The 21,197-nt window shown below is 71.7% G+C and carries 21 protein-coding genes; 9 read left to right on the top strand and 12 right to left on the bottom strand.

The features are described 5' to 3' along the window. Positions 1 to 88 precede the first annotated feature (88 nt). The 4 genes from ACZ619_RS24110 to ACZ619_RS24095 all read right to left on the bottom strand — a co-directional run bounded on the left by ACZ619_RS24110 (position 89) and on the right by ACZ619_RS24095 (position 4,386). Positions 89 to 772: an ABC transporter ATP-binding protein gene (locus tag ACZ619_RS24110; RefSeq protein WP_469602452.1), complete on the bottom strand. Its 684-nt coding sequence runs from the start codon at positions 770 to 772 to the stop codon at positions 89 to 91. 150 nt (positions 773 to 922) lie between these two features. Further along, positions 923 to 2,431, bottom strand: coding sequence for an ABC transporter permease (locus tag ACZ619_RS24105; RefSeq protein WP_469602449.1), 1,509 nt, complete (start codon positions 2,429 to 2,431; stop codon positions 923 to 925). Positions 2,432 to 2,566: 135 nt separating this feature from the next. Beyond that, on the bottom strand, positions 2,567 to 3,814 hold the full coding sequence (locus tag ACZ619_RS24100; protein WP_469602446.1) for a L,D-transpeptidase: 1,248 nt from the start codon (positions 3,812 to 3,814) through the stop codon (positions 2,567 to 2,569). A 224-nt stretch (positions 3,815 to 4,038) separates the two neighbouring features. Continuing rightward, complete coding sequence (locus tag ACZ619_RS24095) at positions 4,039 to 4,386, bottom strand: hypothetical protein (protein ID WP_469602443.1); 348 nt, start codon at positions 4,384 to 4,386, stop codon at positions 4,039 to 4,041. A gap of 109 nt (positions 4,387 to 4,495) precedes the next feature. On the opposite strand from ACZ619_RS24095, the gene ACZ619_RS24090 reads away from it, so the two are divergent. Next, the gene (locus ACZ619_RS24090; protein WP_469602440.1) at positions 4,496 to 4,813 is read left to right on the top strand and encodes a hypothetical protein; all 318 of its coding nucleotides are present in this window, start codon (positions 4,496 to 4,498) and stop codon (positions 4,811 to 4,813) included. 42 nt (positions 4,814 to 4,855) lie between these two features. After that, positions 4,856 to 5,635: a hypothetical protein gene (locus ACZ619_RS24085; protein ID WP_469602438.1), complete on the top strand. Its 780-nt coding sequence runs from the start codon at positions 4,856 to 4,858 to the stop codon at positions 5,633 to 5,635. Positions 5,636 to 5,705: 70 nt separating this feature from the next. On the opposite strand, the gene hutH is transcribed toward ACZ619_RS24085, so the two are convergent. The 3 genes from hutH to ACZ619_RS24070 all read right to left on the bottom strand — a co-directional run bounded on the left by hutH (position 5,706) and on the right by ACZ619_RS24070 (position 9,363). Beyond that, on the bottom strand, positions 5,706 to 7,244 hold the full coding sequence (gene hutH, locus ACZ619_RS24080) for a histidine ammonia-lyase (RefSeq protein ID WP_469602851.1): 1,539 nt from the start codon (positions 7,242 to 7,244) through the stop codon (positions 5,706 to 5,708). 92 nt (positions 7,245 to 7,336) lie between these two features. Continuing rightward, positions 7,337 to 8,482: a GGDEF domain-containing protein gene (locus ACZ619_RS24075; protein ID WP_469602435.1), complete on the bottom strand. Its 1,146-nt coding sequence runs from the start codon at positions 8,480 to 8,482 to the stop codon at positions 7,337 to 7,339. A gap of 86 nt (positions 8,483 to 8,568) precedes the next feature. After that, complete coding sequence (locus ACZ619_RS24070; RefSeq protein ID WP_469602431.1) at positions 8,569 to 9,363, bottom strand: enoyl-CoA hydratase/isomerase family protein; 795 nt, start codon at positions 9,361 to 9,363, stop codon at positions 8,569 to 8,571. A gap of 218 nt (positions 9,364 to 9,581) precedes the next feature. Here ACZ619_RS24070 and ACZ619_RS24065 point away from each other — a divergent pair, with 218 nt between their 5' ends. Then, positions 9,582 to 10,124 (top strand): hypothetical protein, encoded by a 543-nt coding sequence (locus ACZ619_RS24065; protein ID WP_469602425.1) that lies wholly within the window; start codon positions 9,582 to 9,584, stop codon positions 10,122 to 10,124. Positions 10,125 to 10,367: 243 nt separating this feature from the next. On the opposite strand, the gene ACZ619_RS24060 is transcribed toward ACZ619_RS24065, so the two are convergent. Continuing rightward, positions 10,368 to 11,474 (bottom strand): adenylate/guanylate cyclase domain-containing protein, encoded by a 1,107-nt coding sequence (locus tag ACZ619_RS24060; protein ID WP_469602422.1) that lies wholly within the window; start codon positions 11,472 to 11,474, stop codon positions 10,368 to 10,370. A 122-nt stretch (positions 11,475 to 11,596) separates the two neighbouring features. Continuing rightward, a complete protein-coding gene (locus ACZ619_RS24055; protein WP_469602419.1) occupies positions 11,597 to 12,472 on the bottom strand; it encodes a biotin--[acetyl-CoA-carboxylase] ligase in 876 nt (291 codons plus the stop codon). A 110-nt stretch (positions 12,473 to 12,582) separates the two neighbouring features. Here ACZ619_RS24055 and ACZ619_RS24050 point away from each other — a divergent pair, with 110 nt between their 5' ends. The 4 genes from ACZ619_RS24050 (at position 12,583) to ACZ619_RS24035 (ending at position 15,240) form a co-directional block, all read left to right on the top strand. Beyond that, positions 12,583 to 14,187, top strand: coding sequence for an acyl-CoA carboxylase subunit beta (locus tag ACZ619_RS24050; protein WP_469602417.1), 1,605 nt, complete (start codon positions 12,583 to 12,585; stop codon positions 14,185 to 14,187). Between the two features lie 9 nt (positions 14,188 to 14,196). Continuing rightward, the gene (locus ACZ619_RS24045) at positions 14,197 to 14,409 is read left to right on the top strand and encodes an acyl-CoA carboxylase epsilon subunit (RefSeq protein ID WP_469602414.1); all 213 of its coding nucleotides are present in this window, start codon (positions 14,197 to 14,199) and stop codon (positions 14,407 to 14,409) included. Positions 14,410 to 14,485: 76 nt separating this feature from the next. Then, positions 14,486 to 14,614: a morphogenic membrane protein MmpB gene (gene mmpB, locus ACZ619_RS24040; RefSeq protein ID WP_469602412.1), complete on the top strand. Its 129-nt coding sequence runs from the start codon at positions 14,486 to 14,488 to the stop codon at positions 14,612 to 14,614. A 23-nt stretch (positions 14,615 to 14,637) separates the two neighbouring features. Continuing rightward, positions 14,638 to 15,240 carry a Maf family protein gene (locus ACZ619_RS24035; protein WP_469602409.1) on the top strand — a complete coding sequence of 201 codons (603 nt, stop codon included), beginning with the start codon at positions 14,638 to 14,640 and terminating at the stop codon, positions 15,238 to 15,240. Here the strand turns inward: ACZ619_RS24035 and ACZ619_RS24030 are convergent. Then, entirely contained in the window at positions 15,212 to 15,784 is a 573-nt protein-coding gene (locus ACZ619_RS24030) for a hypothetical protein (RefSeq protein ID WP_469602848.1), read from the bottom strand. The two genes, ACZ619_RS24035 and ACZ619_RS24030, sit on opposite strands and share 29 nt — an antisense overlap. A gap of 372 nt (positions 15,785 to 16,156) precedes the next feature. Here ACZ619_RS24030 and ACZ619_RS24025 point away from each other — a divergent pair, with 372 nt between their 5' ends. Both ACZ619_RS24025 and ACZ619_RS24020 read left to right on the top strand, forming a co-directional pair. After that, positions 16,157 to 17,929 (top strand): acetyl/propionyl/methylcrotonyl-CoA carboxylase subunit alpha, encoded by a 1,773-nt coding sequence (locus ACZ619_RS24025; RefSeq protein ID WP_469602408.1) that lies wholly within the window; start codon positions 16,157 to 16,159, stop codon positions 17,927 to 17,929. 71 nt (positions 17,930 to 18,000) lie between these two features. Beyond that, positions 18,001 to 18,537 carry a TetR/AcrR family transcriptional regulator gene (locus tag ACZ619_RS24020; RefSeq protein ID WP_469602406.1) on the top strand — a complete coding sequence of 179 codons (537 nt, stop codon included), beginning with the start codon at positions 18,001 to 18,003 and terminating at the stop codon, positions 18,535 to 18,537. 26 nt (positions 18,538 to 18,563) lie between these two features. On the opposite strand, the gene ACZ619_RS24015 is transcribed toward ACZ619_RS24020, so the two are convergent. Both ACZ619_RS24015 and ACZ619_RS24010 read right to left on the bottom strand, forming a co-directional pair. Beyond that, positions 18,564 to 19,532, bottom strand: a complete 969-nt coding sequence (locus ACZ619_RS24015; RefSeq protein WP_469602403.1) for a DeoR/GlpR family DNA-binding transcription regulator — start codon at positions 19,530 to 19,532, stop codon at positions 18,564 to 18,566. A gap of 166 nt (positions 19,533 to 19,698) precedes the next feature. Continuing rightward, complete coding sequence (locus ACZ619_RS24010) at positions 19,699 to 21,147, bottom strand: NAD(P)H-quinone dehydrogenase (RefSeq protein WP_469602401.1); 1,449 nt, start codon at positions 21,145 to 21,147, stop codon at positions 19,699 to 19,701. Positions 21,148 to 21,197 lie beyond the last annotated feature (50 nt).

Genomic DNA, 21,197 nt, shown 5'->3' with positions numbered 1-21,197 from the left:
GAGACCGGTGAGAAGACTGCGTGAGAACTGTTACTCACCGGCGCGGACACCGTTACACAACCGCGCGGTCGCGCGAACGGCGTCGGTGTTATGCGCCGGCGTTCTCCTTGACGGTGATCTTGCCCTTGCGGATCGTGGCCAGCCGAGGGGCCTTCTTCGCGATCGCGGAGTCGTGCGTGACCATGATGAACGTCAGGCCGTGCTCCTTCCACATGCTCTCCAGGACCTCCATGATCTCGTCGCGCATGCCCTCGTCGAGGTTGCCGGTGGGCTCGTCGGCCAGCAGCACCTTGGGCTGCTTGACGAGGGCCCGGGCGATGGCGACGCGCTGCTGCTGACCGCCGGACAGCTCGGAGGGCAGGTGGCCGAGGCGCTCGCCGAGACCGACCGACGTCAGCGCCTCGGCGGCGCGGGCGCGCCGTTCCTTGGTCTTGACGCCGAGCGGGACGAGGGCGGTCTCGACGTTCTCCTGGGCGGTGAGCGTCGGGATCAGGTTGAACGACTGGAAGACGAAGCCGACGTTCTCGCTGCGGACCCTGGTGAGCTTGGTCTCGGAGAGCTTCGCCAAGTCGGTTCCGTCGAGCACGACTTCACCGGAGGAGGGGCGGTCGAGGCCGCCCAGCATCTGGAGCAGGGTGGACTTGCCGCCGCCGGTGGGGCCCTGGATGACCAGGCGGTCGCCGTCGGCGATGATGAGGTCGATGCCGTCGAGGGCGCGGACGGTGTCCTTGCCGCGCGAGTAGACCTTGGTGACGTTTCTGAGTTCGTACATGGTGGCTCCTGGAAAGAATTCGGGGTGAGGCGGTTCGTTGTCGGCCGCCGACCGGTGGGGCTGGTCGCGCAGTTCCCCGCGCCCCTCGCGGGGCGCTTCAGCCGCGGGTGGGCGCGGTGACACCCCCACCCCAGCCACACCTGACGTCGGCTACTCGACGCGCCTGAGGGCGTCCGCCGGGCGGAGCCGGGACGCACGCCAGCCGCCGAACGCGCCCGCGATCAGACCGCCGGCCACCGCGAGGCCCACCGCGAGGACGATCGTCGTCACGCTGACCGGGGCGGTCAGGGCGACCTCCAGGGTCTGCGCGGTCTGCCGGCCGGGACCGCCCATGCCGCCGCCCATGCCGCCACCGCCGTTGCCGCCGTTGCCGCCGGGGAAGCCGCTGCCGCCACCGCCGTTGCCGCCGCCGCTGCTGCCGAGCGAGGCCTCCAGGGTGGGGCTGATCTCGGTGACGACGTAGGCGCCCACCAGGCCGAGCGCGATGCCGAGGGCACCGCCGACCAGGCCGTTGACCATGGCCTCGCCGATGACCTGCCGGGTGACCCGGCCGGACTTCCAGCCCAGCGCCTTCAGCGTGCCGAACTCACGGACGCGGCGGGAGACCGCCGAGGAGGTGAGCAGGCCTGCGACCAGGAACGCGGCCACGAGCACCGCGATGGACAGCCACTTGCCGACGTTGGTGGCGAGGCTGGAGGCGGTGGACAGGGAGCCGGAGACCGTCTTGGCCAGGTCCGCGGAGGTGGTGACCGTCGTACCCGAGACGTTCTTCTGGATCGTGCTCTTGACGGAGTCGATCTGCTTGGAGTCGGTCGCCTTGACGTAGATCGTGGTGACCTTGTTCTTCTCGCTGGCGAGCGTCTGCGCCCGCTTCAGCGGGATGTACAGGTTGGCCGCCGAGTCACCGGAGTTGGCGGTGGCTATGCCGATCACCTTGAACTTGACGCTCTTGATGGTGACCGTGGAGCCGACCTTGTACTTCTTCGTCTTGGCGTAGGCCGAGTCGGCGATGACGACCTTGGCGTCCGTCTCGCTGGTCTTGAAGGCACGGCCGCTGGTGATCTTCGAGGAGGTCAGCGGGCCGAGGTCGGCGTTGCTGACGTCGGTGCCGTAGATGCTGTAGCTGTTGACGTCGAAGTTGGCGCCACCGCCCTGGACTTCACCCTGCGGCTGGCCGTTGCCGCCGCCCTCGCCGCCGAACCCGCCGCCGTTGCCGCCGCCGGAGTTCTGGTTCTGCTGGAACTGGCCCTGGGTGAACTGACCGCTGATCTTGACGACGTTGAGGCTCAGACCGCCGACCGCGGTCGAGACGCCCTTCTGGCCGGAGACCTTGGTGACGGTCGAGGAGGCGAGGGTGGTGAAGCCCTGCACCATGACGCGGTCGCTGCTCTGCGTCTTCGACGAACCGTTGTTCTGGGCGTCGAAGTTGAAGCGCGGACGCTGCGAGCTGCTCGTCGACGCGGACGCGGCCTTGGTGACCGTCATGTCCGTCCCCAGGCCGTACAGCGACTGGAGGACCTTGTCCTGCGCCTTCCCCATGCCGGAGGACACGGAGTTGACCACGATGACCAGTGCGATACCCAGCGCGAGGCCGGAGGCGACGACGAGAGCCGCCTTTCTGCGGCGGCGCAGTTCGCGCCTCAGGTAGGTGAAGAACATGACCGCAAGTTAGGGACGCAGCGTGATGGCTCGATAAGGCAGAAATAAGAGAAGCATGAGAAGGCTGTGCCGGACCCCAGAAATGACGGTGCCGCCCCTGGGGGCGGCACCGGACTGCTGTGGGGTTGCTGTGCGTCAGACGGCCGAGCCGGCGTTCCAGTCGGCCCAGCTGAGGTTCCAGCCGTTGAGGCCGTTGTCGGGGGCGACCGTCTTGTCGCCGGTGTTGGAGACGACCACGACGTCACCGACGATCGAGTGCGTGTACATCCAGTAGGCGGGCGTGCTGGTGTCGTCGGCGCCCTTGGTGTCGGAGAGGCCGACACAGCCGTGGCTGGTGTTCACGGAGCCGAAGACGGACTTGGCGCCCCAGTAGTTGCCGTGCATGAAGGTGCCGGAGCTGGTGAGGCGGATGGCGTGCGGCACGTCCTTGATGTCGTACTCGCCCTTGCCGTCACTGTCGGTGAAGCCCACGGTCGCGCCGTTCATGCGCGTCTCCTTGAACTTCTCGGACATCACCATGATGCCGTTGTACGTCTTGTTCTCGGGCGAACCGGCCGAGATCGGGATGGTCTTGATGGTCTTGCCGTCCTGGGTGACCTTCATCTCCTTGGTCTTGGCGTCGACGTAGGAGACCTGGTTGCGCCCGATGTGGAAGGTGACCGTCTTCTGCTGGACGCCGTAGACACCGGAGGCGCCCTCGACACCGTCGAGCGCGAGCTTCAGCGTGACGGTGGAGTTCTCCTTCCAGTAGTCCTCGGGACGGCAGTCCATGCGCTGGGTGGAGAACCAGTGGCAGACGACCTCCTGGCCGCTGCTGGAGCTGACCGTGATGCCCTTCTGGACGGCGGCCTTGTTGGTTATCTGCTTGTCGAAGTTGATCGACACGGGCATGCCGACACCGACGGTCGAGCCGTCCTCCGGGGTGAAGGTGCCTATGAAGCTGTTGGTCGGGGAGACCGTGGTGAAGGACGCGTTCTCGTGCGCGACCAGGCCCGCGGAGTCCTTGGCCTCGGCCGCCACCTTGTAGGTGGTGGACCGCTCCAGCTGGGCGGAGGGCTTCCAGCTCGTCTTGTCGGCCGACAGGGAGCCGGCGACCGCGGTGCCGTCGGCGGTGGTCATGGACACGCTGGTCAGGGTGCCCTTGCTGACCGTGACGGCGGCCGAGTTGTTGATGGACGCGTTGTCGGAGCCGTCCTTGGGTGTGATGGTGATGTCGGCCTTGGACGATTTCTTGGCCGCCGCGGCGTCCGCCTGGGACTGCGAGCTGTCGCCGCCGCCGGAGGACGACTTGTCGTCGCTGCCGGAACACGCCGTGAGCACCAGCACACCGCCGAGCAGTGCGGACGCGGCCACCAGGCCCTTGCGCCGCTTACTGTCCGTCATCACACGCTTCTCCATCGTTGCCGAGTCCGCGAACACACCGAGAGTTCCCCGTTGAGAATCTTCAACGCTACGGCCGCTCGGTCCCGTTCCACATTCTTCGGAGGTGTGGGGCACACCACGTCCGCCGGGGCGGCAGGTGCGGGAGGGATCGGTCCGTGCGCTCCCTGAGACGACGAAACCCCGGACGGCGGTTGCCGTCCGGGGTCACAGGTTCCCCGGAACGCTCAGCCGATGCCGCCCTCTTCTTCGTCGTCGTCCTCGTCATCATCATCGTCCAGATCCCAGTCCGGCGAATCCGGATCGTAGGAAATCCGCTCGCTGGACCAGGAGGCCTGCTGGAGCTCGATCCCGGGCACCTCACTGACCAGGTCGAACGGATCGACGAGATAGGCGAGGGCCTCGGCGGTGTCTTCCGTCACAGCCGCCTCGGCGTGCGCCCGCTCCTCGCCCGGCAGCTCGGGGTCGTCGGCGAGCCGGCGCAGCGCGGCCTTGGTGACCGCGTCCGCGTCCTCGACCTCGAGGACCAGCTCCACCCGAAGCCGCACAAAACGTGATGTCTCTGGAGTGCTCATGCCCGGAGCGTACGGCCGAATCGTCCCGTGACTTTCCCGTGACCCGCGATTTTCACTAACATCGCTCCACACGGCCAATTCGCCAGCGTCACAAGGGGATCGATATTCCGTGTCATCCGCACGCCGCCCGTTGCTGACCGCCACCGCCGCAGGCACGCTCCTGTGCGCGCTGTGGTTCGTCCCGTCCGCCAACGCGTCGCAGGACGCCCCGGCGAGAACCGGCACGTCGCAGGGCACGGCGACACAGGTCACGCAGCAGGCCAGGGCGCTGTCCCGGGCCACCTCCGAGGCGACCGGGGACGCCACCCGGCTCGCCGACACCGGCAGCCCGGACACCACGCCGTACGTCGTCGCCGGCACCCTTTTCCTCGCGGTCGGCGCGGGCTTCGTGGTCTATTCGGTGCGCCGGGAGCGGCTGGAATTTTAAATCGCTTGACCCTTCTTTGACTCCGGTCCCAGAGTCCTGACCATGAAGAGATCCACGGGCGGGCGGGTCCGCGCCCTCGCCACCGGCGGCGCGCTGTCCCTCGCTCTCATCACGGGCTGTTCCGAAGGGAGTTCCCCGGACGCGGCCCCCGCCTCGGCCGCCGCCTCGGTGAAGGCGCTGAGCACCGGCCAGTTGCGGCAGCGGATCCTCACGCAGGGCGAGGTCGACGGCTACAAGGTCAACACGATCGGCGAGGCCGCCCCCGCCAGGAGCCGCGTCCGCAGCAGCGACGAGAGGTGCCGCCCGCTGGCCTACGTCCTCACCGGCCTCGCGCCGGCCGAGGCCGCCGCGGAGATCGGCCGCACGGTGACCGAGGCCAGGAAGGACCCCACCGACGACGCGACCTCCCTCGACGACCTGGCCGACGGCAGTTTCCAGGCCGCGCTCAAGGACTCGATGGACCTGGACGTCACCTCCCTCGACCTGTCGTCGTACGACGGGGACGGCGCGCGGCGGGCCATGAGGGCCCTGTCCACGGCGGTCGGGGCCTGCGCGTCCGGCTTCACGGGCGGCACGTCCGGCGACGAGCAGAAGGTCACGAAGGTGACGGCGGCCGAGCCGTCCGGCACCGGCGACGAGGCGGTCGCCTTCACCGCCGTCACCGCCACGGACGGCGACACGGCCCCCCTCCATGCCGAGGTCGTCCGCCACGGCAACACCCTCGCGACGTACTACACGATGAACATCGGCGCGATGATGGCCGACAAGACGTACACCGTGCCGACGGCGGTGATCGAGGCCCAGTCGGCGAAGCTGGGCTGAGCCCCCCTCAAACCGCGCACCCGGCCCACCCACCCGCACCGCACCCGCACCCGCACCCGCACCCGGCGCGCTACCGCAACGGCCCGGTCACCGTCTCCGCCGCGGTGACGACGGCACCGCTCCGCACGAACTCCTCCGCCGCGGCCAGGTCCGGCGCCAGGTACCGGTCCGGCCCGGCCCCCCGCACCCCCGCGGAGCGCGCCGCGCCGATCACGGCCAGCGAGGCCGGCGCCGGTGTCAGCCCCTCCCGCAGCTCGATCGCCCGGGTGGCCGCGTACAGCTCCACCGCGATGATCCGCGCCAGGTTCCCCACGGCCGTCCGCAGCTTGCGCGCGGCCGACCAGCCCATGGACACGTGGTCCTCCTGCATCGCCGAGGAGGGGATCGAGTCGGCGGACGCCGGAACGGCGAGCCGCTTCAGCTCGCTCACCAGCGCCGCCTGCGTGTACTGGGCGATCATCAGCCCGGAGTCGACACCGGCGTCGTCCGCGAGGAACGGCGGCAGCCCGTGGCTGCGGTTCTTGTCCAGCAGCCGGTCGGTCCGCCGCTCGGCGATGGAGCCGAGGTCGGCGGCGGCGATGGCGAGGAAGTCGAGGACGTAGGCGACCGGCGCGCCGTGGAAGTTGCCGTTGGACTCCACCCGTCCGTCGGGGAGCACCACGGGGTTGTCGACGGCCGAGGCCAGCTCCCGCTCGGCGACCAGCCGGGCGTGCGCGAGGGTGTCCCGGCCCGCCCCGGCGACCTGCGGGGCGCACCGCACCGAGTACGCGTCCTGGACGCGCGGCGCGTCGTCCTGGTGATGCCCGGTCAGCTGGGAGCCCTTGAGCACGGCGAGCATGTTGGCGGCGCTGTCGCCCTGCCCGGGGTGCGGCCGGATCGCGTGCAGTTCGGGCGCGAGGACCTTGTCCGTGCCGAGCAGCGCCTCCAGGCTCAGCGCGGCGGTGACGTCGGCCGACTTGTAGAGCGTGTCGAGGTCGGCCAGGGCCATGACCAGCATGCCGAGCATGCCGTCGGTGCCGTTGAGGAGCGCCAGCCCCTCCTTCTCGCGCAGTTCGACGGGCGTGATCCCGTGTTCGGCGAGCAGTTCGCCGGCGGGCCGGACCACCCCGTCCGGTCCCTGGGCGTCGCCCTCGCCCATGAGCGTCAGGGCGCAGTGCGACAGCGGGGCCAGGTCGCCGGAGCAGCCGAGCGAGCCGTACTCGTGGACGACCGGGGTGATGCCGGCGTTCAGCACGTCGGCCATGGTCCGGGCGACCTCGGGACGCACACCGGTGTGCCCGGAGCAGACGGTCTTCAGCCGCAGGAACATCAGGGCCCGTACGACCTCGCGCTCGACCCGCGGTCCCATGCCGGCCGCGTGCGAGCGGACGATGTTGCGCTGTAGCCGGGCCCGGAGCTCCTGGCTGATGTGGCGGGAGGCGAGGGCGCCGAAGCCGGTGCTGACGCCGTAGACGGGCTCCGGCTTGGCCGCCAGGGCGTCCACGATCTCGCGGGCCGCCGCGAGCGCCGTGACCGCCTCTCCCGACAGTTCGACGCGGGCGCCGCCGCGCGCCACGGCGAGGACGTCGGACGCGGTGACACCGGACGTCCCCACCACCACAGTGTGCATATCCATATTCAGGAGCGTACGCATTGAATGCAGCCGCTGTCACTACTGGGGTGCGGGTCCGCCCCTTACTTCTCCGTCACACACCCCCCGCGTCACAGGCCCCGGCGCCCGCGGAAGCTGCGCCGCTCGGCCCGTTCCGGCGGGGGCGCGTCGGCCAGCCGCACGACCGGGTCGTCGGGCCCCTCCCGCCCCGCCACCACGGGCCGGTCCGCGCGCAGCGCCTTCGCCCGGTACTGGGCCGCGTCGGCGAGCCGGAACAGCCGCCGGGCCGAGCGCACCGGACCGATCGGGTCGGCGGTGGAGGCGACCCCGCACGCGACCCCCTCCCCCAGCTCCAACTCGGCCGCCCGGCGGCAGAGTTCACCGGCCGCGCCGACCACCTCGTCGGCCGGCGGACCGACCGCCAGCAGACAGAACTCGTCCCCGCCGAGCCGGGCGGCGAGCGCGCCCGGCAGCATCGCGCCGCACAGCGACAGCACGGAGCCGAAGCGTTCGAGGAGCCGGTCGCCGACGGCGTGGCCCCGGGTGTCGTTCACCTTCTTCAGCCCGTTGAGGTCGCAGACGACGAGGCTCACCACGGCCCCGTCGGCGCGATGCCGCTCGATCGCCTCGTCGAGCCGTACGTCGACGGCACGGCGGTTGGCGAGCCCGGTGAGCGCGTCGGTGTACGCGAGCCGCCGGGCCTCCTCCAGCCGCTCGGTCTGGGCGATCCCGGCGGCGACCACCGAGGCGAGGACGGTGGCGAAGTCGGCGTCGGCGCGGCCGAAGACGGGGGCGTGCACGGCGCGGGCCACGTACAGCTCGCCCCAGGCCCTGCCGTGCAGCACCACCGGGGCGACCAGGCAGCAGCCGCGGCCCCGGCGGCGCAGGGCGTCCACCCGCCGGTGCGAGTAGCCGGGGCGCCCGGCGCCCGGCCCCTCGGCCGTCTCCACCCAGGCGTTGGGGCCGCCGCCGCCGGCCCAGCGCTCGTGCAGGAACTCGGTGATCTCCGGGAACTGGTGCACCGGGTAGGCCTCGGCGTCCGGGAACTCCTCCTCGTCCGGGGCGCGCTCGCCGACGTTCACGAGGACCCGCAGCCGGCCGAGCTCGCGCTCCCAGACGGAGAGCGCGGCGAAGCTGCCGTCCAGCGCGCGGCAGGCACCGGCCGCGGCGGCCTGCCAGCACTCGTGTGAGGTGTGAGCCGCAGCCATGCCCTGTGCCAGCGCCACGACGGCGGCCAGCCGGTTGTCCTCACCCATTACTCCAGGTTAGGGATGATTCAACCGATTCGGGACGTTGGTGCGGCGAACAGGTGTTGCGGCGGCGAGGCCGGCCGCGGCGCGCTTCACTCCCCGGGCCACCGCGGGCTCCGCTTCTCGTTGAAGGCCGCGACGCCCTCGGCCCGGTCCCCGGAGAAGGCCACCGTGCGCCACGCCGCGTCCTCGACCTCCAGGCCGGTCCTCAGGTCGAGTCCGTGCCCGAGCCGCAGCGCCCGCTTCGCCGCCCGCAGCCCGACCGGCGAGTTCGCCGCCATCCGCTCCGCGAGCGCCAGCGCGGCCTCCCGGTCCCGGCCCGGTTCCACCAGCTCGTCGACCAGGCCCAGCTCGCGCGCCTCCACCGCCTCCACCCGGCGCGCCGAGAAGATCAGCTCCGCCGCCCGGGCCGACCCCACCCGGCGCGGCAGCAGCTGGGTGCCCCCGCCGCCCGGGATCACGCCCACCGACACCTCCGGCAGCCCCACCACGGCCGTCCCGTCGGCGACGATCACATCGCAGGACAGGGCCAGTTCGAAGCCGCCGCCCAGCGCGAACCCGTGCACGGCGGCGATCGTCGGCATCGGCAGCTCCAGCACACCGGTGTAGGTGCCGCGCGACAGCGGCCGCGAGCCGAGCAGCTCCGCGTCGCTCATCGAGTTGCGTTCCTTGAGGTCGGCGCCGACGCAGAAGGCCCGCTCGTGCGACGAGGTCAGCACCACCACGCGCGCGTCCCGGTCGGCGCCGAGCGCGGCGCACGCGGCGATGACCGAGCGGGCCATCGCCACCGACACCGCGTTCATGGCCTTGGGGCGGTCCAGTACGAGTTCCGCGACGTGACCGTGCCTGCGTACCAGCACGAACTCCCCGTACCGCTCCTCGCTCATGTCACCCTCCGCTCGACGTGCCCATGCGTTAACGATGGTTAACCCTGCCGCCCCGATCATCGCAGCAGGGCCGGGCAGGGGAAAGGGGGGCACCGCCGTCCCCGGCCACACTCGTTCGAGTGACAACCCGGGAGACTCCGGGCGCACGCCGCACAGCAGCGCATACCGTGCGCTCGCCGTGGCGCACCGGGGGCGCGCGGCGGGGAGGGAGGCGCGTCATGACGGGAAGGGCCGGGATTCCGTCGCTGGGCGGCCGGGGACGGCACCGCAAGCCCCGGCTCCGCAGGGTGCTGCTCGCCACCGGGGGGCTCGCGCTGGCCGCCGGTGTGCTGAGCCTCGTCCGGATGACCCCGGAGGGCGGGACCGGCGCGCCCGGCACGGCGGAGGCGGAGCCCCGGCTCGATCCGACCGCGCACGCGACCGGCCTCCCGGCGCACACGCCCGCCAGCGCCGGCCCGCCCGCCACGACCACACCGTCGGCCCCCACCGCGACGGGCGGCGGGACCACGGCACCGCCCGCGGCCGCGCCGGCGCCGTCCGCCTCGCCGACCGCGCTGCCCGGCCGGACCACCGTCCCCGTCCCGACCACGATCCCGACGGACCGCACCCGCCGGACCACCACCGCCCCGGTCGCACCCGCCGCCACCACGCCCCCGCCGGCCACCGCACCCGCGGCCCCCGCCACCCACGAGCCCGGCCCTGGCGTCTGCCTGCCCGTCGTCGGCCTCTGCGTGGACCCGCTGTCGGCGGCCGGAGGCTAGGGCGCTTCTGATGAATCTCCGTGGAAGAAGGAGCGGCGTTCGCTGCTTGCCCTCGGTGTGCGGTGCGGAGGGTCATGCGGCGGAGCCACCTGGCCTTGCGCGCCGTGCGGCGAGGGTGCGTGCCGGGCGCCGCGGGGAGCCGTCGCGGGCGCCCCGGGGCGCCCGCGAGCCGTGGCGGAAGGCGCGGCGTGGGGTGTGTGCCGGGCGTCGCGGGGTGCGGCGGCCGGCGTGCGGGGCGGGGCCCTACGACTCCGTGTCGCGGCGGGTGAGGAGCCAGGGTTCCACGACGCCCAGGCCGCGTACCGGGCGCTGCCACATCGGCTGGAGGGCGAAGCGGTAGACGGGGGGCTCCTCGCCCTCCTTCTCCGCCGCGGCGGCGGCCTCCGCGGCCTCCGCCTCCGAGGCGGGGGCCTCGCCGGAGCGGATCAGCTCCTCGGCGAAGGCGGAGTCGACGAGCACGGCGTCACGGGGAGCTATCGAGGTCAGACGGGAGGCGAGGTTGACCGTCGTACCGAAGACATCGCCCATCCGGGTGGTCACGGTGCCGAAGGCCATGCCCACGCGCAGCTCCGGCATCGTCTCGTCGTTCGCCATGGTCTCGACCAGACGCAGCGCGATGTCGGCGGCGACACCGGCGTCGTCGGCGGCGTACAGGACCTCGTCGCCGAGGGTCTTGACGAGCCGCCCGCCACGGGCCGCGACCAGGTCGGCGGCGGTGGTCTCGAACGCCTCCACCAGCTCGCCGAGCTCCTCCTCCTCCATCCGGCGGGTCAGCCGGGTGAACCCGACGAGGTCGGCGAAGCCGACGGCCAGCCGCCGGTCCACCATCTCCGCGTCGTCGGCGGCCTGCACGACCCGGCCCGCCGAGGCGGCGAGCTGGCGGCGCCAGACGTAGACGAGGAACTCCTCCAGTTCGGGGAGCAGCAGTTCGACGATGGGGTACGTGACCTCGGTCCGGGTCATGCCCGGCTCCGGGGGCTCGGTCAGGCCCTCCAGGAAGGAGTCGATCTGCCACTCGGCCAGACGGGCGGTGGTCTGCCCGGTCGACCGCGCGACCTGCACCGCCATCGCCTCGCTGAGCAGGCCCGCCTCGACGAGACCGGCGAGCCGGCGCAGGGCCAGCACGTCGGCCTCGGTGAGCGCCTTGGCCTGCCCGATGTCGGCGAAGCCCATGGCGCGCCAGAACCTCGACGCCAGCTCCATGGAGACACCGGCGCTGCGAGCCGCCTGGAATGGGGTGTAGCGGCGCTCGGCGCCGAGGATCAGGCCTTCGAGGCGCAGCGCGAGGGGGTCCTCGCCGGAGTCGGCGGCGTCCGCGCCCTCGCCGGAGCCCGTGTCGTCGACGGTCACGCCTGCTGCCCTTCCGATCTGCCGCGGTCACATACCGACCGGCCTCAACTCTACGGCAGCTGTGCGGTAGCTCACTTCGTGAGGTGGGCCGGAATCAGGGGGCGGGAGGAGGCGAAAGCCCCTCACGCCGGTCGCAGGTGGACGATGTCGCCCGCTCCCACCGGCTCCTGCACACCCTCCTTCGTCGCGATCACCAGGCGCCCGTCACCGTCGACGGCCACCGCCTCCCCGGCCAGCGACCGGTCCCCCGGCAGCTCCGCCCGCACCGACCGCCCCAGCGTGGCGCAGCCCGCCGCGTACGCCTCCTGGAGCCCGCTCGCGCCCGGATCGCCGCCCGCCGCGCGCCACCGGCCGTACCAGTCCTCCAGGGACCGCAGCACGGCCCGCAGCAGGGTCTCCCGGTCCGTGCTCACCGCCCCGGCCAGCGCCAGCGACCCCGCCAGGGGCACCGGCAGCTCCGCGGCGCGGAGCGTGACGTTGATACCGACGCCGACCACCACGGCGTCCGTACCGGCCCGCTCCGCGAGGATGCCGCCGGCCTTGCGCTCCTCGCCGTCCACGGTGACCAGGAGGTCGTTGGGCCACTTGAGCGCCGTGTCGACGCCCGCCGCCCGCGCCAGCCCCGTCGCCACCGCCACCCCCGTGAGCAGCGGCAGCCACCCCCAGCGGGCCACCGGCACCTCGGCCGGCTTCAGCAGCACCGAGAAGAACAGCCCCGAGCGCGCGGGCGCCGTCCACTGGCGGTCCAGCCGTCCCCGCCCCGCCGTCTGCTCCTCGGCGACCAGTACGACGCCCTCGTCGGCGTCCCCCGCGAGGGCCCGGGCCACGAGGTCGGAGTTGGTCGATCCGGTGCGCGCCACGACCACGACGTCGCGGTAGAGACCCCCGTGCCCCCCGTCCCGTACCAGGGCCCTGCGCAGCCCCGTCTCCTTGAGTGGTGGGCGGTCCAGGTCGGACCAAGGATTGTTGTTGCCGTCTGCTGCATCCCGGGGCGTCATGCAAGCCACCCTAGGTGTGTTGTACGCCGCACTGCCGTTTGGTAGGCGCCCCACTACTCTACGGATGAGTAACCGTCCCCCCTTTTGAGCAGGCAGGGAGCCGCATCCCGATGTCCGAGCCGGAAGAGATCGACATTCACACGACCGCGGGGAAGCTCGCGGATCTCCAGCGCCGTGTCCACGAAGCGACACACGCCGGTTCGGAGCGCGCCGTCGAGAAGCAGCACGCCAAGGGCAAGCTGACGGCCCGTGAGCGGATCGAGCTGCTGCTCGACGAGGACTCCTTCGTCGAACTGGACGAGTTCGCGCAGCACCGCTCCACCAACTTCGGGCTGGAGAAGAACCGGCCCTACGGCGACGGCGTGGTCAGCGGCTACGGAACCGTCGACGGCCGTCCGGTCGCGGTCTTCTCCCAGGACTTCACGGTCTTCGGCGGCGCCCTCGGCGAGGTCTACGGCCAGAAGATCGTCAAGGTGATGGACTTCGCGCTGAAGACCGGCTGTCCGGTCATCGGCATCAACGACTCCGGCGGCGCGCGCATCCAGGAGGGCGTGGCCTCGCTGGGCGCCTACGGCGAGATCTTCCGCCGCAACACCCACGCCTCCGGTGTGATCCCGCAGATCTCGCTCGTCGTCGGGCCGTGCGCCGGCGGCGCGGTCTACTCCCCGGCCATCACGGACTTCACGGTCATGGTCGACCAGACGTCCCACATGTTCATCACCGGCCCGGACGTCATCAAGACGGTCACCGGCGAGGACGTCGGCTTCGAGGAGCTGGGCGGCGCCCGCACCCACAACTCGGTCTCCGGCGTGGCCCATCACATGGCCGGCGACGAGAAGGACGCCGTCGAGTACGTCAAGCAGCTGCTGTCCTACCTGCCGTCCAACAACCTCTCCGAGCCCCCGGTCTTCCCGGAGGAGGCCGACCTCGCCGTGACCGGCGAGGACCTGGAGCTGGACACCCTGGTCCCGGACAGCGCCAACCAGCCGTACGACATCCACACGGTGATCGAACACGTCCTGGACGACAGCGAGTTCTTCGAGACGCAGTCCCTGTTCGCGCCGAACATCGTCACCGGCTTCGGCCGCGTCGAGGGCCACCCGGTCGGCATCGTGGCCAACCAGCCGATGCAGTTCGCCGGCTGTCTGGACATCAAGGCCAGCGAGAAGGCGGCCCGCTTCGTCCGCACCTGCGACGCCTTCAACGTCCCGGTCCTCACCTTCGTCGACGTCCCCGGCTTCCTGCCCGGCGTCGACCAGGAGCACGACGGCATCATCCGCCGCGGCGCCAAGCTGATCTACGCCTACGCCGAGGCCACCGTCCCGCTGATCACCGTCATCACCCGCAAGGCCTTCGGCGGCGCCTACGACGTCATGGGCTCCAAGCACCTGGGCGCCGACCTCAACCTCGCCTGGCCGACCGCCCAGATCGCCGTCATGGGCGCCCAGGGCGCGGTCAACATCCTGCACCGGCGCACGCTCGCCGAGGCCGCGGCGAACGGCGAGAACGCCGAGAGCGCCGAGGCGGTCCGGGCCCGGCTGATCCAGGAGTACGAGGACACCCTCCTCAACCCCTACACGGCCGCCGAGCGGGGCTACGTCGACGCGGTGATCATGCCGTCCGACACCCGCCGCCACGTCGTACGGGGCCTGCGCCAGCTGCGCACCAAGCGCGAGTCCCTGCCCCCGAAGAAGCACGGCAACATCCCCCTCTAAGGAGCCGCTGTGACGATCAAGGTCGTACGGGGCAACCCGACCCCGGAGGAGCTGGCCGCCGCGCTGGCGGTGGTCAGGGCGAGGGCGGCGGCCATGGCGGCGGCCGTCCCGGACCAGGCCCCGGGGACGAAGGACGCATGGTCCGACCCGGCCCGCATCGCCCGGCAGCGGGTCCCCCGGCCGGGCCGGAGCGCATGGACCCGCACCTACTGGCCGGGCTGAGCGGGAGGAACCCCGGGCGCCGATCTGAGTACGCCTACTCAGGCGCCGCACCCCGGCCGGGCCGCACGCTGGTGCCATGCTGTGGTCGGACCCCGAGGACGAGCCGCCGAAGGAACTGCGGGACATGCAGAACACCCTCCGGCGGCTCGGTGTGTTCCTGGCCGTGGTCATGCTGGTGCTGATGCTCGTGCTGGGCGTCCGATAGCCCGCAGCCACTACCCTGGCGCCATGCGCAGACTCGTCCTCGCCTCCCAGTCCCCCGCCCGGCTGAACCTCCTGCGTCAGGCGGGCCTCGCCCCCGAGGTGATCGTCAGCGGCGTAGACGAGGACGCCGTCACCGCCCCCACCCCGGCCGACCTCGCCCTCGCCCTCGCCGAGGCCAAGGCGTCCGTGGTCGCCGCCCGCCCGGAGGTGCAGGGCGCCCTCGTCATCGGCTGCGACTCCGTGCTGGACCTCGACGGCGAGGCCCTCGGCAAGCCCGCCGACGCCGAGGAGGCCACCGCCCGCTGGAAGTCGATGCGGGGCCGTGCCGGCACCCTGCAGACCGGGCACTGCGTCTGGGACACGGCGAGCAAGCGGTACGTGTCGGCGACCGCCTCCACCGTCGTCCGCTTCGGCGAGCCCACCGACGAGGAGATCGCCGCGTACGTCGCCTCGGGCGAACCCCTCTACGTCGCGGGCGCGTTCACCCTGGACGGCCGCAGCGCGCCGTTCATCGACGGCATCGACGGCGACCACGGCAACGTGATCGGCATCAGCATGCCCCTGGTCCGCCGCCTGCTCGCGGAGCTGGGCGTCGGCATCACGGAGCTGTGGGCGCCGGCGGAGTGACCGGCCCGACGCCGTCCCGCGGACCGGAACCGGCCTCGTCCGTCCCCTCCGGCCCTTCCGGCCCGTGGGCCCCGCCGGCCTCGTCCGGCCCTTCCGCCCCGTCCGTACCGCCGTCGGTACCGCCGTCGGTGTCGCCGGCCACGCCCGGGCCGTCCACCCGGTCGTACGTCATCAGCAGCAGGACGACGAGCGCGAGGACGACCACCATGCAGAGGAACGCGGTCCAGCCGATCAGGCCCCACGCCACGGCGCCCAGCAGGGCGTGCACGACCGCGGCGCTGATCAGCAGGACGCGCCCGAGACCGGCGGGCGGACGGTTGCGCACGGCCACCAGCAGGGCCACCAGGGCGCAGAGCGCGAAGTAGAGGCCGAAGACGACGGCCCCGATCTTCGCGGACAGCGACATCCCGTCAGGGTCCAGGCCGGCCAGGGACATGTCCTGCCGGTCGACGACCACCCCCATGAACCAGTTCAGTGCCGCGATCCCGAGCGCCTCGGCGAAGAGTACGACCGCCACGAGCCACGCCACCGGTCTGCGCACCACCGGTCCCCACCCACTCTCGTTCACGGCCGGAAGACCGCTGTCACCTGAAGTTCGTTCAAGACATCGCGAACGCTACTAACGGGTAAACCGCGGGACAAGGGGCCGGTCGGCAGCAAAGAAACGTTGGGCCATTCGTAGGGACTCGACAAAGAAACGGAGTGGGGCGCGGCACGCTCTCACAGAGACCTTGACCACATGACGGGGCTAGGGTTTTCCGAAGGAGTCCTGCGTACCGAGGTACGACAAGGGCTTTCGCGGGTCGGGCGAGCCTCGTATCACGCTCCGTGTGGGCAAGCTCACCATTGGGGACGGGTCGAAGTGCCTCGTCGGCAGTCCCTAAACTCGGCTTGTTTCAAGGAGGGAGCCTCAATCGTGCGCAAGGTGCTCATCGCCAACCGTGGCGAAATCGCTGTCCGTGTGGCCCGGGCCTGCCGGGACGCAGGGATCGCGAGCGTGGCCGTCTACGCGGACCCCGACCGGGACGCTCTGCATGTCCGCGCCGCGGATGAGGCGTTCGCCCTGGGCGGTGACACCCCGGCCACCAGTTACCTGGACATCGACAAGGTCCTGAACGCGGCCCGTGAGGCCGGCGCGGACGCCATCCACCCGGGCTACGGCTTCCTCTCGGAGAACGCCGAGTTCGCGCAGGCCGTGCTGGACGCGGGTCTGACCTGGATCGGCCCGCCGCCGCAGGCCATCCGCGACCTCGGCGACAAGGTGGCGGCCCGTCACATCGCCCAGCGGGCCGGTGCCCCGCTGGTCGCCGGCACGCCCGACCCGGTCTCCGGCGCCGACGAGGTCGTCGCCTTCGCCGAGGAACACGGCCTGCCCATCGCCATCAAGGCCGCCTTCGGCGGCGGCGGACGCGGCCTGAAGGTCGCCCGCACCCTCGAAGAGGTCCCCGAGCTCTACGACTCCGCCGTCCGCGAGGCGGTCGCCGCCTTCGGCCGCGGGGAGTGCTTCGTGGAGCGCTATCTGGACCGCCCCCGGCACGTGGAGACCCAGTGCCTGGCGGACTCCCACGGCAACGTGGTCGTCGTCTCCACCCGTGACTGCTCGCTCCAGCGCCGCCACCAGAAGCTCGTCGAGGAGGCCCCCGCGCCGTTCCTCTCCGAGGCCCAGGTCGCCGAGCTGTACCGCGCGTCCAAGGCCATCCTCAAGGAGGCCGGCTACGTCGGCGCCGGCACCTGCGAGTTCCTGGTCGGCCAGGACGGCACGATCTCCTTCCTGGAGGTCAACACCCGCCTCCAGGTCGAGCACCCGGTGACCGAGGAGGTCGCCGGCATCGACCTGGTCCGCGAGATGTTCCGCATCGCGGACGGCGAGGCGCTCGGCTACGACGACCCCGAGCTGCGCGGTCACTCCTTCGAGTTCCGCATCAACGGCGAGGACCCGGGCCGCAACTTCCTGCCCGCCCCCGGCACGGTCACCCGGTTCGACGCGCCCACCGGCCCGGGCGTCCGCCTGGACGCGGGCGTCGAGGCCGGCTCGGTCATCGGCCCCGCCTGGGACTCCCTGCTCGCCAAGCTGATCGTCACCGGCCGCACCCGCGCCGAGGCGCTCCAGCGGGCCGCCCGCGCGCTGGACGAGTTCCAGGTCGAGGGCATGGCCACCGCCGTCCCGTTCCACCGCGTCGTCGTCCGCGACCCGGCGTTCGCCCCCGAGCTCACCGGCTCCGAGGACCCCTTCACGGTCCACACCCGCTGGATCGAGACCGAGTTCGTCAACGAGATCAAGCCCTTCGCCGCCCCGGCCGACGCCGAGGCCGACGAGGACAGCGGCCGGGAGACGGTGGTCGTCGAGGTCGGCGGCAAGCGCCTGGAGGTCTCGCTGCCCGCGTCCCTGGGCATGACGCTGGCCCGCACCGGCCTCGCCGCCGGCGCCAAGCCCAAGCGCCGCGCCGCCAAGAAGTCCGGCCCCGTCGCCTCCGGCGACACCCTCGCCTCCCCGATGCAGGGCACCATCGTCAAGGTCGCCGTCGAGGAGGGCCAGGAGGTCAAGGAGGGCGACCTGATCGTCGTGCTCGAAGCGATGAAGATGGAGCAGCCGCTCAACGCGCACAAGACCGGCACCGTCAAGGGCCTGTCCGCCGAGGTCGGCGCCTCCCTCACCTCCGGCGCCGTGATCTGCGAGATCAAGGACTGACACCCGCCGCCCCGCACCGCCCGGCGAACACCGCACCGGTTCGCCGGGCGCCCGACTTCCCGGACCGTTTCATGCGCGCCGATGCCCGCCGGAATCACGACCGGCTGCTCGTGGAGGCACGTGCCCTGTTCGCCGAGCACGGGACGGACGCCTCGCTCGAGGACGTGGCCCGGCGGGCGGGTGTGGGCATCGGTACCCTCTACCGCCACTTCCCGAACCGGCACGCGCTGATGAGCGCGGTCTTCGAGGACGCGGTGAACGAACTCCTGACCCTGGCAAGGGGGTTGCTGACCGCTCCGGAGCCCTGTCGGGCCCTGCTGACCTGGCTCCACAAGGTGGTCACGCACGCGGCGGAGTACCGGGGCCTGTCGAAGGCGCTGATGTCGGCGTCGTCGGAGTCGGCCCTGTCCCGCTGCGGCACCCCGATGAGGGAGGCGGGCGCGGCGCTGCTGACGCGCGCCCAGGAGGCGGGTGCGGTGCGTACCGACGTACGCATCGGTGATCTGCTCCGACTCACACATGCCATCGCCCTGGCAAGTGAGGAGTCGCCCGAGGATCCGGGGCTGGCAGACAGACTGCTGGAACTGACGTTGCGTGGGATTACCTGAGGGGCGCGGCACCCGACCGCGCGCGGCTAGCGCCGCCGCATGTCGGCGACCCGCCCCCGCTGTTCGGCCCCCGCCGGCGGCTCGCCCAGCACCGACGCCGGGCGCAGTCCGTTGCCCGGCACCTGGCTCCTGCGGGGCCCCGGCAGAGAGACGTCCCGACGCTGTTGGTGCTGTTGTTGCCGCGCCGGGACCTGATCACCCCCCGGGCTTCCCGCCGCCCCGGCCACGGCGATCTGCACCCCCTGATCGGCCAGGGCCTGGAGCTCGGTGGCCGCACGGTCGTCATGGGCCGGCGGCTCGTCCGTGACCAGTCGGGTGATGAGGTCGGTCGGCACGGTCTGGAACATCGTGTCGGTGCCGAGCTTGGTGTGGTCGGCGAGGACCACGACCTCCGAGGCGGCCTGCACCAGCGCCCGGTCGACGGACGCCGACAGCATGTTGGACGTGGACAGCCCCCGCTCGGCCGTCAGGCCACTGCCCGACAGGAAGGCCTTCGAGACGCGCAGCCCCTGGAGGGACTGCTCGGCACCGGAGCCGACCAACGCGTAGTTGGAACCGCGCAGGGTGCCGCCGGTCATCACGACCTCGACCCGGTTGGCATGGGCCAACGCCTGCGCGACCAACAGTGAGTTGGTGACGACCGTGAGACCCGGGACTCTCGCCAGACGGCGGGCGAGTTCCTGGGTGGTGGTACCCGCCCCCACCACGATGGCCTCGCCCTCTTCGACGAGCCCCGCGGCGAGATCGGCGATGGCCGTCTTCTCGGCGGTCGCGAGATGAGACTTCTGCGGAAAGCCGGACTCCCGCGTGAAACCGCCCGGCAATACCGCACCGCCATGCCGGCGGTCGAGGAGTCCTTCTGCCTCCAGTGCGCGCACGTCCCGCCGTACGGTCACTTCGGAGGTCTGGACGACGCGGGCGAGCTCACGGAGCGACACGGCCCCGTTCGCTCGCACCATTTCGAGGATCAATTGGCGACGTTCTGCAGCGAACACGAAACTGACAGTAACCCCAACGACCGTCTGCTTTCAGCAGTTTGCGAGGAATAGCGGAAGTTGTTCGCACGGCAGGGGTGGAAGTGGTATAGGACCTACCCACCCCGCCTATGCCGTACGCATGCTCGACAACTCCCCGTGACCAGCGGGGAGTCGGATCCGGCCGTCAGAGTTCGCTGCCGGCCTTCCGGGTGTGCAGCTGCCGCGCGACCTCCGCGATCGACCCCGAAAGGGACGGATAGACGGTGAACGCGTTCGCGATCTGTTCGACCGTCAGATTGTTGTCAACGGCGATCGAGATCGGGTGGATCAGCTCCGAGGCGCGCGGCGAGACCACCACACCGCCCACCACGATCCCCGTGCCCGGCCGGCAGAACAGCTTCACGAAGCCGTCCCGGATGCCCTGCATCTTGGCGCGCGGGTTGCGCAGCAGCGGCAGCTTCACCACCCGCGCGTCGATCTTCCCGGCGTCCAGGTCGGCCTGCGTGCAGCCCACCGTCGCGATCTCCGGGTCGGTGAAGACGTTCGCCGAGACGGTCTTCAGGTTCAGCGGGGCCACCGCGTCGCCCAGGAAGTGGTACATGGCGATGCGCCCCTGCATGGCGGCCACCGAGGCGAGGGCGAAGACACCGGTCACGTCACCGGCGGCGTAGACGCCCGGCGCGCTCGTCCGGCTCACCCTGTCGGTCCAGATGTGCCCGGAGTCGCGCAGCCTGACGCCCGCCTCCTCCAGCCCGAGCCCCGCGCTGTTCGGAATGGCGCCCACGGCCATCAGGCAGTGCGACCCGCTGATGACCCGGCCGTCCGCGAGGGTGACCTCGACCCGGTCCCCCACCCGCTTGGCGGCGGCCGCCCGCGAGCGCGCCATGACGTTCATGCCGCGGCGCCGGAAGACGTCCTCCAGGACGGCGGCGGCGTCCGGGTCCTCGCCCGGCAGCACCCGGTCCCGCGACGACACCAGCGTCACCTTGGACCCCAGGGCCTGGTACGCGCCGGCGAACTCGGCACCGGTCACACCCGACCCGACCACGATCAGCTCTTCGGGCAGCTCGGTCAGGTCGTACACCTGGGTCCAGTTCAGGATGCGCTCGCCGTCGGGCAGCGCGTCCGGGACCTCCCGCGGGTGCCCGCCGGTGGCGATCAGCACCGCGTCGGCGACGAGGGTCTCCTCGCTCCCGTCCGCGGTGGTGACGACGACCTTGCGCGACCCGTCCAGGGCCTGCATGCCCTCCAGCCGCCCCCGCCCCCGCATGACCCGCGCGCCCGCACGCGTCACCGAGGCCGTGATGTCGTGCGACTGGGCCAGCGCCAGCCGCTTCACCCGCCGGTTGACCTTCCCCAGGTCGACCCCGACCACCCGGGCCGCCTGCTCCAGCGGCGGGGTGTCGTCGGCGACGATGATCCCCAGTTCCTCGTACGACGAGTCGAAGGTCGTCATGACCTCGGCCGTAGCGATAAGGGTCTTCGACGGCACGCAGTCGGTCAGCACCGACGCTCCGCCCAGACCGTCGCAGTCGACGACGGTCACCTCCGCGCCGAGCTGGGCGCCCACCAGCGCCGCTTCATAGCCGCCGGGTCCGCCACCGATGATCACGATCCGAGTCACGTACTCCATTGTCCCGCACGCTTCAAGGTGCTATTGCCCGGGTCCCTCCCCGGGACGGG

The sequence above is a fragment of the Streptomyces sp. NPDC104367 genome, assembly GCF_055583825.1.
Note: the sequence above shows the minus strand (reverse complement) of the source record. Positions and strands in the feature narration are given on the sequence as shown.

What these genes read in the sequence shown, in the direction of transcription:
- ACZ619_RS24110 (WP_469602452.1), bottom strand. Translation starts at nt 772, where the DNA reads ATGTACGAACTCAGAAACGTCACCAAGGTCTACTCGCGCGGCAAGGAC.
- ACZ619_RS24105 (WP_469602449.1), bottom strand. Translation starts at nt 2,431, where the DNA reads ATGTTCTTCACCTACCTGAGGCGCGAACTGCGCCGCCGCAGAAAGGCG.
- ACZ619_RS24100 (WP_469602446.1), bottom strand. Translation starts at nt 3,814, where the DNA reads ATGACGGACAGTAAGCGGCGCAAGGGCCTGGTGGCCGCGTCCGCACTG.
- ACZ619_RS24095 (WP_469602443.1), bottom strand. Translation starts at nt 4,386, where the DNA reads ATGAGCACTCCAGAGACATCACGTTTTGTGCGGCTTCGGGTGGAGCTG.
- ACZ619_RS24085 (WP_469602438.1), top strand. Translation starts at nt 4,856, where the DNA reads ATGAAGAGATCCACGGGCGGGCGGGTCCGCGCCCTCGCCACCGGCGGC.
- hutH (WP_469602851.1), bottom strand. Translation starts at nt 7,244, where the DNA reads ATGCACACTGTGGTGGTGGGGACGTCCGGTGTCACCGCGTCCGACGTC.
- ACZ619_RS24075 (WP_469602435.1), bottom strand. Translation starts at nt 8,482, where the DNA reads ATGGGTGAGGACAACCGGCTGGCCGCCGTCGTGGCGCTGGCACAGGGC.
- ACZ619_RS24070 (WP_469602431.1), bottom strand. Translation starts at nt 9,363, where the DNA reads ATGAGCGAGGAGCGGTACGGGGAGTTCGTGCTGGTACGCAGGCACGGT.
- ACZ619_RS24065 (WP_469602425.1), top strand. Translation starts at nt 9,582, where the DNA reads ATGACGGGAAGGGCCGGGATTCCGTCGCTGGGCGGCCGGGGACGGCAC.
- ACZ619_RS24055 (WP_469602419.1), bottom strand. Translation starts at nt 12,472, where the DNA reads ATGACGCCCCGGGATGCAGCAGACGGCAACAACAATCCTTGGTCCGAC.
- ACZ619_RS24050 (WP_469602417.1), top strand. Translation starts at nt 12,583, where the DNA reads ATGTCCGAGCCGGAAGAGATCGACATTCACACGACCGCGGGGAAGCTC.
- mmpB (WP_469602412.1), top strand. Translation starts at nt 14,486, where the DNA reads ATGCTGTGGTCGGACCCCGAGGACGAGCCGCCGAAGGAACTGCGGGAC.
- ACZ619_RS24035 (WP_469602409.1), top strand. Translation starts at nt 14,638, where the DNA reads ATGCGCAGACTCGTCCTCGCCTCCCAGTCCCCCGCCCGGCTGAACCTC.
- ACZ619_RS24020 (WP_469602406.1), top strand. Translation starts at nt 18,001, where the DNA reads ATGCGCGCCGATGCCCGCCGGAATCACGACCGGCTGCTCGTGGAGGCA.
- ACZ619_RS24010 (WP_469602401.1), bottom strand. Translation starts at nt 21,147, where the DNA reads ATGGAGTACGTGACTCGGATCGTGATCATCGGTGGCGGACCCGGCGGC.